The 10,595-nt window shown below is 29.9% G+C and carries 10 protein-coding genes; 7 read left to right on the top strand and 3 right to left on the bottom strand.

Translation table 11 applies throughout. The annotated features are described in order from the left end of the window. Nucleotides 1-178: 178 nt before the first annotated feature. On the bottom strand, nt 179-967 hold the full coding sequence (locus Q0352_RS07995) for a S1/P1 nuclease (protein ID WP_299526336.1): 789 nt from the start codon (nt 965-967) through the stop codon (nt 179-181). A gap of 113 nt (nt 968-1,080) precedes the next feature. Here Q0352_RS07995 and Q0352_RS07990 point away from each other — a divergent pair, with 113 nt between their 5' ends. The 5 genes from Q0352_RS07990 (at nt 1,081) to Q0352_RS07970 (ending at nt 3,909) form a co-directional block, all read left to right on the top strand. Continuing rightward, complete coding sequence (locus tag Q0352_RS07990) at nt 1,081-1,941, top strand: SPFH domain-containing protein (RefSeq protein WP_299526333.1); 861 nt, start codon at nt 1,081-1,083, stop codon at nt 1,939-1,941. Between the two features lie 81 nt (nt 1,942-2,022). Further along, nucleotides 2,023-2,187, top strand: a complete 165-nt coding sequence (locus tag Q0352_RS07985) for a DUF4177 domain-containing protein (protein ID WP_299526330.1) — start codon at nt 2,023-2,025, stop codon at nt 2,185-2,187. Between the two features lie 101 nt (nt 2,188-2,288). Next, nucleotides 2,289-2,801, top strand: a complete 513-nt coding sequence (locus Q0352_RS07980) for a hypothetical protein (RefSeq protein WP_299526327.1) — start codon at nt 2,289-2,291, stop codon at nt 2,799-2,801. Then, nucleotides 2,791-3,732: a carboxylesterase gene (locus Q0352_RS07975; RefSeq protein WP_299526287.1), complete on the top strand. Its 942-nt coding sequence runs from the start codon at nt 2,791-2,793 to the stop codon at nt 3,730-3,732. Before Q0352_RS07980 ends, Q0352_RS07975 begins: the two co-directional genes overlap by 11 nt. Nucleotides 3,733-3,735: 3 nt before the next feature. Then, nucleotides 3,736-3,909, top strand: coding sequence for an Arc family DNA binding domain-containing protein (locus Q0352_RS07970; RefSeq protein WP_299526283.1), 174 nt, complete (start codon nt 3,736-3,738; stop codon nt 3,907-3,909). A gap of 51 nt (nt 3,910-3,960) precedes the next feature. Here Q0352_RS07970 and Q0352_RS07965 read toward each other — a convergent pair whose 3' ends face one another. Both Q0352_RS07965 and Q0352_RS07960 read right to left on the bottom strand, forming a co-directional pair. Continuing rightward, nucleotides 3,961-6,141, bottom strand: coding sequence for a S46 family peptidase (locus tag Q0352_RS07965; protein ID WP_299526280.1), 2,181 nt, complete (start codon nt 6,139-6,141; stop codon nt 3,961-3,963). Between the two features lie 9 nt (nt 6,142-6,150). After that, nucleotides 6,151-8,394: a S46 family peptidase gene (locus Q0352_RS07960; RefSeq protein ID WP_299526277.1), complete on the bottom strand. Its 2,244-nt coding sequence runs from the start codon at nt 8,392-8,394 to the stop codon at nt 6,151-6,153. Between the two features lie 99 nt (nt 8,395-8,493). Here Q0352_RS07960 and Q0352_RS07955 point away from each other — a divergent pair, with 99 nt between their 5' ends. After that, complete coding sequence (locus Q0352_RS07955) at nt 8,494-9,795, top strand: DUF819 family protein (protein ID WP_299526274.1); 1,302 nt, start codon at nt 8,494-8,496, stop codon at nt 9,793-9,795. Nucleotides 9,796-9,843: 48 nt separating this feature from the next. Beyond that, nucleotides 9,844-10,542 carry a DUF4369 domain-containing protein gene (locus Q0352_RS07950; RefSeq protein WP_299526271.1) on the top strand — a complete coding sequence of 233 codons (699 nt, stop codon included), beginning with the start codon at nt 9,844-9,846 and terminating at the stop codon, nt 10,540-10,542. Nucleotides 10,543-10,595 lie beyond the last annotated feature (53 nt).

Genomic DNA, 10,595 nt, shown 5'->3' with positions numbered 1-10,595 from the left:
ATAAATAGGCAATATTATATTTAAATATAAAGGATAGTTTTGAATTTTCATTTAGTTTTCCATTTCTATACTCTTTATATTCAACTTTGGTGCTAATATTTGTTACATCTTCCTGAGCTGTACTTATAAAATTTATTAATAAAACAATGGTGAAAAATAAAATCCTTTTCATAAAGTTTTATATAAATAAATCGTTCAAAACTTTTGCTAAACGAACGCCTCCTTTTTGCAATTGAGAACGAACCAATCCAAAGTTTTCATACATATAATTATAACCTAATTTATCTCCAATTTCAGCTGAAGCATATGCTTTTATAGCAAATGTTTGAGTTTCATTTGCCCAATCAACAATAGTTCCTTTCTGCAAGAATTTCACTTGCTCTTTTGATATTTTATCTGAATTTTCAGCAAGTTCGGTGTACGTCATATCAAAATGATTAATCATATCAGAATCCCAAACTCTGTGCAAGTTAGTACCTCTATTAAACCATTGTACTTGAATGTCATTCCCCCCTTTATCTTCGTTTCTACCAACATGCATTGGCTGATGTAAATCTCCAATTAAATGAACTAGCATTTTTAAATAAAATACTTTATCTGCTTTTGAGGCATTTTCGTCAATAATAACAGCCTTACACTTTTCAATTCCTGACACTAAATCTCCATCAGGGTTCTTTTCAGCATCCTCATATTTCATACCAAAGGGCATATTTACATAATGCCAAGTATAAAATTCATTATAACGCTTGTCTGATTTTATATCATCTCCAAAAGTAGAAACCAACGCTAAACTTTGTCCATCCAAAATTTCTAAAACTGCACGCTTAGTTTTTCCCTTTAAATAATGAGTAGCAATTTCTCCTATGGTTCTATGCCCTGTTGCTCCCCAATCAAGGTTATCTGCTTTTAAAGACGAAAAAATTATTAAAAAAATTATTAAAATATAAATTGATTTTACTGATTTCATTAGATTATTATTTTTAGCAAATATAAAAATAAAGTTTGTTAAAAATTTGGAAATAACAAAAAATAATATATATCTTTGTGATATCATTTTAATATCATTTTAAATCAAACATCATGAGTCAAGAAAAAATTATAAAATTATCAAGTGGCTATTCAATGCTAATCTTATTAATTGTATTCATTATTGGTGCAATTACGAGCGTTGTAAATTCAATAATCCCATTGTTTTTCGTTTTTTTACTGTTAACAATTTCCACTTTACCTGGTTTCTTTTTGGTAAACCCAAATACATCAAAAGTAATTTTATTGTTTGGTAAATACATTGGAACAGTAAAAGACAATGGTTTTTATTGGGCAAATCCTTTATACACAAAGAAAGGTATTTCGTTAAGAGCCAGCAACTTCGACAGTGAACGCGTTAAAGTAAATGACAAACTTGGAAATCCAATTATGATTAGTACCATTGCCGTTTGGAAAGTAAAAGACACTTTTAAAGCTGCTTTTGATGTTGATAATTACGAGAATTTTGTTCGTGTACAATCTGATGCAGCTGTTAGAAAATTAGCAAGTTTATATCCTTACGATAATTTTGAAGATGAGGGGCAAGCTGAAGAAATTACCTTGAGAGCAAGCGTAAATGAAGTTAGTGAAGCTCTAGAAAAGGAATTAGCTGAACGTTTAGACATGGCTGGTATTGAAGTTTTAGAAGCACGTATTGGTTATTTAGCCTATGCGCAAGAAATTGCAAGTGCCATGTTAAAACGACAACAAGCAACAGCAATCGTTGCAGCTCGACATAAAATTGTAGAAGGCGCTGTTAGCATGGTTGAGATGGCGTTAGAACACCTAAGCAGAAAAAAAATTGTAGAGTTAGATGAAGAACGAAAAGCTGCGATGGTAAGCAACTTAATGGTAGTTCTTTGTTCCGATAAAGATGTCTCTCCAATAGTTAATACTGGAACTTTAAATCACTAAAAAATGGTTATTTATATAATTGAAATTATTGTAATCGTAATAACATTAATCTCTTTAAATTTAATTTTTTAAACTATTGTTATGAAAGAATATAAAGTACTAAAAAAAGGTTTTTGGAAAAAGGACGATATTTTTGAAGATACTCTAAACCAGCTAGCAAGAGAAGGTTGGGAAGTGAAAAATGCAATTGGTGATGGTCATGGAAATATTTCCAAAGTTATATTAGAACGGGAAAAGAATAGATAATTTTTTGGATTCATAATTACATAAGAATTTGTGTAAGTTTGGTGTCGCTTTTATGCTGCATTTATTCTAAAAGAAATAGCTTAAAAAATAAGTTTTATAGCATGAAGGTATTCATTGAAGAACAAAAATTTACGCAACCAATAATTATTATTGGTTTATCTGTAGCCTTTATAGCTGTTGGAATTTCTTCTTATAATGAATGGTCAACAATTTTAGAAGGCTCTATAAGTGAAAAACTTGGTTCATTAAGCGGTTTAATTATCATTTTATTAGTGGGACTTTTATTTTTAAAATTAAAACTAAAAACTAGAGTTGATGAGAAAGGTATTTATTATCAATATTTCCCATTTCACTTATCTTATAAATTAATAACTTGGGAAAGTATATCGAATTGTTATATTAGAAATTATGATGGTATTTCTGAATTTGGAGGTTGGGGAATGAAATTTAGTTTTAGAAAAAACAAAGTAAAATCTTTCACTACCAAAGGAAATATTGGTTTGCAAATTGAGTTATCAACCGGAAATAAAATTTTAATTGGAACTCAAAAAAAAGAAGAGCTTCAGCGTGTTCTAACTACGTATCAATATAAAATTAAAACACATGAAATTTAAAAATATAACATTATTCATATTACTAGTCTCAACTTTTGCAATTGCACAAGAAATAAAATATAACGAAACAGAAATAAATATTCCAACAAATACTGTTACCCTAAAAGGTACTCTACTAACACCCAATTCTGAAAAAAAATGTGAATTGGTAATTTTAATTCCCGGGTCTGGACCAACAGATAGAGATGGAAATAACGTAATGATGAAAAACAATTCCTTAAAGCTTTTAGCTGAAGGATTGGCCTCAAATAATATTGCAACATACCGTTTTGATAAAAGCGTACTTTCATATACAAAAGAAGATAAGGCTACAATAGATTCATTAACTTTTGATGTTTTTATTGAAGAAGCTAAATCTGTGATTCAGTATTTTAAGAATACTCATAATTATTCTAAAATAATTGTAACAGGTCATAGTCAAGGAAGTTTAGTTGGTTTAATTGCAAGTAAAAATAATAGTGATGGTTTCATTTCAATTGCAGGAGCAGGAAGAACTATTGATGAAGTATTAGTGGAGCAAATTTCAAAGCAAGCACCTTTTTTAAAAGATGAAACCGAAAGAGTTTTAAGCGAACTAAAGAAAGGAAATACCGTTGATGAATTTAACCCAATGTTAATTTCTATTTTTAACAAATCTGTTCAGCCGTTTTTAATTTCATGGATAAAATACAACCCACAAATTGAACTTAAAAAATTAACAATTCCTGTTTTAATTATAAATGGAACCAATGATATTCAAGTTGCTATTTCAGAGGCTGAATTATTGCATGCAGCAAACTCAACTTCAGAATTAGTAATAATTGAAAATATGAATCATATTTTTAAAGAAATAAAAGGAGATGTAAATGAAAATATGAGTTCCTATACAAATCCAGATTTACCAATAATGACTAACTTAATAACTTCTATTGTAGAATTTATCAAAGAATAACCAATGGCAAAGAAAAAAGCATTTGCACTAAGAATTAATGAGGATATGCTCAAAGCTGTAGAAAAATGGGCTGCTGATGAGTTTAGATCTACTAACGGACAGTTAGAATGGATGCTAAACAAGTGCCTAAAAGACGCTAAACGTTCTCCTAAAAAAACAACTTCTGAAGATTCATAAAAACGAAAAACTCCGAATTTTCATTCGGAGTTTTTCGTGCTTAATTAATTTTTATTTCTTTTTTGGATGAACCAAAGTCATCTCATCAATTAAATTTTTAGCTCCAGCATATTTATCAATTATAAATAATACATAACGGATATCAACTGAAATACTTCTCACGATATCTGCATCAAAATACAAATCGCTCATAGTTCCTTCCCAAGTAGTATCAAAAGCTAAACCTATCATATTTCCATGTGCATCAATCATAGGACTTCCTGAATTACCACCAGTCATATGATTAGTTGATAAAAAGTTAATTGGCATTTTACCATTTTCACTATACTGACCGTAATCTTTTGAATGATATAAATCTTGCAATTTTTTAGAAACATCAAATTCGTAATCTCCAGGAACATATTTTTCCATCACTCCTTTTAAATATGTTTTGGTTGTATAAGTTACACCATCTTTAGGATTGTACCCCTGTGCCATTCCATAATTAACACGTAACGTGCTATTTGCATCTGGAAAAAATCGTTTGTTAGGAAATACTTCCATTAAAGCTGTCATGTATTCTTTTTGAACAGCCTCAATTTGTAAATTTAACTCTTGAAATTTAGGCTCTAATTGGTTGTAAAAAACACTGTGTAATTCTTTTCCAAATTTATATGCAGCATCATTATTTATTTTTTTCATCACTTCTTCTGATGAACCAGCTAATAGTTCTTTTGCTCCTTCAAAAGATGTTAATTTAGAAGTTGCATAAATATCATTTGCTAATTTCGTATAATTAACATTTTTCATGTTTGTAGGAACAAATTCAGCAGGTGTTTTTTCAGCGTATAAAGCCACTAATTTTTCAAAAACTGGTTTATCAACTGTTGCGCTATAATTTTTATATGTTCCTTCAAAAACAGCTAATATATTTAGTCTTGCATTTTCAAAAGCTTGTTCTCCACCTTTTAAATAAGCCTGTTCTAATTGATATACTCTAAAAGTAACACCTAATAACTCAACATTTCTGTAAGCAATTTCAATCCAATAATCCCGAGCTAATGAAACGCTTTCAATTTCTTTGTATAATCTTTCGAAATCAGATAACAATGTTGAGTACCCAACTAAATCTTTTTCAGCAACTATTTTAGAAAATTCTACTTCCTCAGCTTTTTTAATATCAATTGCTTTTGTTTGATGAATTCCTTGATTTTCACCAATCCATTTTTTCCAGTAATTAGCTGTTGAAGCAAATTTAGAAGCATATTTAATTTTTATATCCGCATCTTTACGCATATAAGAATCAATAATTTTTAATGCATTATCACGCACTTCAATTTTAGCTGGATTTAACACATTTACAATTTGATCTACAGCAATAGCTGGCAAATACTCGTTTGTTCTTCCCGGAAAACCAAAAACTAAAGTAAAATCATTTTCTTCAACTCCATCTAATGAAATTGGTAAATAATGATTTGGTTTGTAAGGTTTATTGTCTTTTGAATAATCTGCCGGACGGTTATTAGCATCTGCATACACTCTAAACATAGAAAAATCTCCAGTATGACGAGGCCACATCCAGTTATCTGTGTCTGCACCAAATTTCCCAATTGATGTTGGAGGAGCTCCAACCAAACGAACGTCAGTAAATTTTTCTGTAACAAATAATAAGTATTGATTTCCTTTATAGAATGAACGCACATATGAATCTTGCCATTCTTCTTTTTGAACATCTTTGTTAACCTTTAAAATATTTTGGTTCACAATTTTCATTTTTTCAGCTTCATCCATATCATCGGAAATACCTTCAAAAACTTGAGCTGTTACATCATCAATTCTTTTAATAAATGTAGCGCTTAAGCTTTCGTTTGGTAACTCTTCTTCATAACTCATAGCCCAAAAACCATCTTTTAAATAGTCATGTTCTAAAGTTGAATGTGATTGAATAACACCGAAACCACAATGATGATTTGTTAATAATAAACCATTTGGCGAAATAATTTCTGAAGTACAACCTCCACCAAAATGTGCTATGGCATCTTTTAAGCTTGAATTGTTTACATCATAGATGTCTTTAGCAGTCATTTTACTTCCTAACTGCTGCATTTCTTGTTCATTCATTCCTTCTAATAAGGAAGGAATCCACATTCCGCCTTGAATGTCTCTAGTATCAATTTTTTCAGTTTCTTGTGCTGAAATACTTAGCGACACAAATAGTGCTGTAATAAATAAATAAAATTTTACGTGTTTCATTTGATTAAATTAAGGTTTTACTTCTTTTGTTTTTGTTTTTGCTTTTGTTTTTATAATTGTTTTTGGATGTACCAAAGTCATTTCGTTAATTAAGTTTTTAGCGCCTGCAAATTTATCTACTATAAATAATACATATCTAATATCTACCATAATATTTCTACAAATATCTGGGTCATAATTCATATCACTCATAGTTCCTTCCCACACTCTATCAAAATTTAATCCAATTAAATTTCCGTGAGCATCAATTGCTGGGCTTCCAGAATTACCTCCTGTTGTATGGTTGGTACCTATAAAACAAACTGGCATTTTTCCATTATCTGCATATTGTCCAAAGTCTTTAGAATCGTATAATTCTATTAGTTTATTAGGCACATCAAATTCATAATCCCCTGGAACAAATTTTTCTATAACACCTTTTAAATAAGTAGTATTTCCATAACGCATTCCATCTCTTGGAGCGTAACCTTTAACTTGACCATAGGTAACACGTAACGTACTATTTGCATCTGGAAAAAATCGTTTGTTTGGAAAAACTTCCATTAATCCTTTCATGTACTGCTTTTGTACAGCAACTAATTGCATATTTAGCTCCTGAAATTTTGGTTCCATTTTTTCATAAAAAATAGTATGTAATTCTTTCCCAAATACATACGCTTTATCTTCATTTAATTTTTTAATTACTTCTTCAGCTGTTCCGCTTAGCAATTCTGTAACTCCTTCAAAATTTGTTAATTTTGAATTTGTATAAATATCCTTTGCTAAAGCTGTAAAATCAACACCATTCATATTTGATGGTATATAATCTTTTGGTGCTTTAGTTGCATATAACTCTACTAATTTTGCAAATACAGGCTCATCTACTTTTGCACTGTAATTTTTATAAGTCCCTTCTAAACGACTTAAACCTGAAGCTCTTAGTTTTTCAAAAGCTGCTTCGCCACCTCTTAAATATGCTTGTTCTAACTGAAAAGATCTAAATGTAATTCCTAACAATTCAACATTTCGATAAGCTACTTCAATCCAATAATCACGTGCTAATGATACGCTTTCAATTTCTTGGTATAAATTTTCAAAATCTGATAATAATGTTTTGTAACCAACTAAATCTTTCTCTTCAACAATTTTAGAAAACTCACTTTCTAAATCACGTTTCTTTTGAATTGCATTTGATTTTTCAATTCCTTGGTTTTCACCAATCCATTTTTTCCAATAATTTGCAATAGAAGCGTATTTTGAAGCGTATTTAATTTTGATATTGTTATCAGCACGCATATAACTATCAACTATTTTTAGGGCATTTTCTCGAACTTCAATTTTTGCTGGGTTTAATACATTCACAATTTGATCAACTCCAACAGCTGGTAAATATTCATTTGTTCTACCTGGAAAACCAAAAACTAATGTAAAATCATTTTCTTCAACGCCATCTAATGAAATTGGTAAATGATGTGCCGGTTTGTAAGGAACATTGTCTTTAGAATAATCAGCTGGCTTGTTATTAGCATCAGCATAAATTCTAAACATTGAAAAATCTCCTGTATGACGAGGCCACATCCAGTTATCTGTATCTGATCCAAATTTCCCAATAGAAGTTGGTGGAGCACCTACTAAACGAACATCTTTAAACTCTTCAGTTACAAATAATACATACTGATTTCCGTCGTAAAAAGATTTCACATTGGCATCTTGCCAAGCTTCTTTTTGAGCTGCTTTACTAACTTTATTAATATTTTGATTGATGAGCTTCATTTTAGCAGCTTCATCCATATCATCGGTAATTCCTTCAAAAATAGCTTCAGTTACATCATCAATTCTTTTAATAAATGTTACTGAAAAATTTTCATTAGGCAATTCTTCTTCATAACTCTTTGCCCAAAAACCATCTTTTAAATAATCGTTTTCAACTGATGAGTGCGATTGAATTACGCCATAACCACAATGATGGTTAGTTAACATCAATCCGTTTGGAGAAATTACTTCTGATGTACATCCACCGTTAAAGTGAACAATGGCATCTTTTAAACTTGAATTATTAACAGAGTAAATGTCTTCGGCAGTCATTTTACTTCCTAATAATTTCATTTCGTTTTCGTTAACTCCTTCTAACAGAGAAGGAATCCACATTCCACCCTGAATTTCACGAGTATCAACAACTGGGGCATCATTTTTAACAACTTGTGTTGTTTTCTGAACTGTTTTACAAGAAACTATTAATAATGCTAGTAATACGTATAGTTTTATATATTTCATTTATTAAAATTTTATCAAGCAAATATAAGAAACCGAATACTCTTTTATTAGGATTAAAGTCATAAAAAATGTTAAATTAGCCGAAATTCAAAAATATACATGGATACTACACCTTTTATTACCCAAGATACAATCGCTTTTGGAATTGTGATGTTAACTATTGGCTTTGTTTTTTACACTTCTTCAAGTAAAAATGATGGCTGGATAAAATTTTATAAAATAGTTCCATCACTACTTATGGCTTATATGCTACCTGCCATTTTTACATCCTTTGGTATTATTGCTCCTGAATGGGAGTCTGTAGATGCGGTAGGAAATATTACAAAACATGAATCTAACTTATACTATGTTGCTAGTCGATTTTTATTACCTGCAGCGTTAATTTTAATGACTTTAAGTATTGACTTAAAAGCTGTATTTGATTTAGGCCCAAAAGCTTTAATTATGTTTTTAACAGGAACTGTTGGAATTGTAATTGGTGGTCCTATTGCTATTATACTAATTTCAACATTTTCGCCAGAAACAGTTGGTGGTGCTGGTCCTGATGCAGTTTGGCGTGGATTAGCAACATTAGCAGGTAGTTGGATTGGTGGTGGAGCGAATCAAGCTGCTATGCTAGAAATTTACGAATACAATCCTAAGAAATATGGAGGAATGGTTTTAGTTGATATTGTTGTTGCAAACATATGGATGGCTATTGTATTAATGGGAATTGGAAAATCTAAAAAAATTGATAAATGGTTAGGTGCTGATACATCTGCAATTGAACGCTTAAAAGAAAAAGTATCTACATACGCTGATAAAATTACGAGAAACCCATCTTTAGCTGATTTAATGGTTATATTATCAATAGCATTTACTGTTGTAGGTTTTGCTCATTTTGGAGCAAATACAGTTTCTAACTTTTTAATTGATAATTTTAAAGCTGTAAGTGATAAAAGTTCTGCTTTCTCATCATTCGGTTCACAATTCTTTTGGATGATAAGTATTTCAACCATTATAGGCATAATTCTTTCATTTACTAAATTGAAAAAATATGAAGGTGCAGGTGCTAGTAAAATTGGAAGCGTTTTTATCTACATTTTAGTTGCTACTATAGGTATGAAAATGGATTTAAGTAAAATTTTAGAAAACCCAGGATTAATATTTATAGGCCTTGTATGGATGACTATTCATATCATTTTATTGATAATTGTTGCTAAACTGATAAAGGCTCCTTATTTTTTCTTAGCTGTTGGAAGTCAAGCAAATGTAGGTGGTGCTGCATCTGCACCAATTGTTGCCGCAGCTTTTCATCCATCTTTAGCTACTGTAGGAGTTTTATTGGCAGTTTTTGGTTATGTAGTTGGAACTTACGGAGCTATGCTTACAGCTGAATTAATGCGTATTGTTGCTCCATAAATATAGTTAAAAATTAAAATTAGATATTTACGCCCTTAAATTATAAAAATGAAAAAAATAATTAGCTTAATTGCATTAATCAGTTTCATAATTTCTTGTAACAATACCAAAAGTGGTAGTATGATAGTTAAAGGAAATATTGACGGACTTAAAAAAGGCACACTTTATTTACAAAAATTTAAAGACACTACACTTGTTTCTGTTGATTCTATTGAATTAAATGGAAAAAGTGATTTTATATTTGCTGATGAAATTGAGACTCCGGAAATTTATTATCTTGTTTTAGACAAAAAATTGGATCAAAAAATAGTCTTTTTTGGAGAAAAAGGAGAAATAAACATTACTTCAAAACTTTCAAAATTTGCTGTTTCAGCAAAAATTACTGGTTCTAAAAATCAAACATTGCTTGAAGAGCATAAAGCTATGGCTCAGAAATTTAATGGGAAACAATTAGACTTATATAAGGAAAAATTTGATGCTCAAAAAATTGGAGATACCGCATTAGTTTCAAAAATTGAGAAACAAGAAACAAGTTTAATTAAAAGAAAATATTATTTCTCAACAAATTTTGCTGTTAATAATGGCGAATATGAAGTTGCTCCATATATTGCGTTAACTGAATTATATAATGCCAATATTAAATTGTTAGACACCATAAACAATTCATTATCAAAAAATGTAAAAGCTTCTAAATACGGTTTAGAACTTAACAGTTTTATTAATGACATTAAAAAAAATGAAAATTAATTTATAGTAATTTCTAATATTAAAGCAACTCAATTGAGTTGCTTTTTTTATTT

Source organism: uncultured Lutibacter sp., from assembly GCF_937891065.1.
Classification (GTDB): Bacteria; Bacteroidota; Bacteroidia; order Flavobacteriales; family Flavobacteriaceae; genus Lutibacter.
Note: the sequence above shows the minus strand (reverse complement) of the source record. Positions and strands in the feature narration are given on the sequence as shown.

Coding starts and splice junctions, on each gene's coding strand:
- Q0352_RS07965 (WP_299526280.1), bottom strand. CDS start 6,141: ATGAAACACGTAAAATTTTATTTATTTATTACAGCACTATTTGTGTCG.
- Q0352_RS07960 (WP_299526277.1), bottom strand. CDS start 8,394: ATGAAATATATAAAACTATACGTATTACTAGCATTATTAATAGTTTCT.
- Q0352_RS07970 (WP_299526283.1), top strand. CDS start 3,736: ATGGCAAAGAAAAAAGCATTTGCACTAAGAATTAATGAGGATATGCTC.
- Q0352_RS07955 (WP_299526274.1), top strand. CDS start 8,494: ATGGATACTACACCTTTTATTACCCAAGATACAATCGCTTTTGGAATT.
- Q0352_RS07980 (WP_299526327.1), top strand. CDS start 2,289: ATGAAGGTATTCATTGAAGAACAAAAATTTACGCAACCAATAATTATT.
- Q0352_RS07990 (WP_299526333.1), top strand. CDS start 1,081: ATGAGTCAAGAAAAAATTATAAAATTATCAAGTGGCTATTCAATGCTA.
- Q0352_RS07950 (WP_299526271.1), top strand. CDS start 9,844: ATGAAAAAAATAATTAGCTTAATTGCATTAATCAGTTTCATAATTTCT.
- Q0352_RS07995 (WP_299526336.1), bottom strand. CDS start 967: ATGAAATCAGTAAAATCAATTTATATTTTAATAATTTTTTTAATAATT.
- Q0352_RS07975 (WP_299526287.1), top strand. CDS start 2,791: ATGAAATTTAAAAATATAACATTATTCATATTACTAGTCTCAACTTTT.
- Q0352_RS07985 (WP_299526330.1), top strand. CDS start 2,023: ATGAAAGAATATAAAGTACTAAAAAAAGGTTTTTGGAAAAAGGACGAT.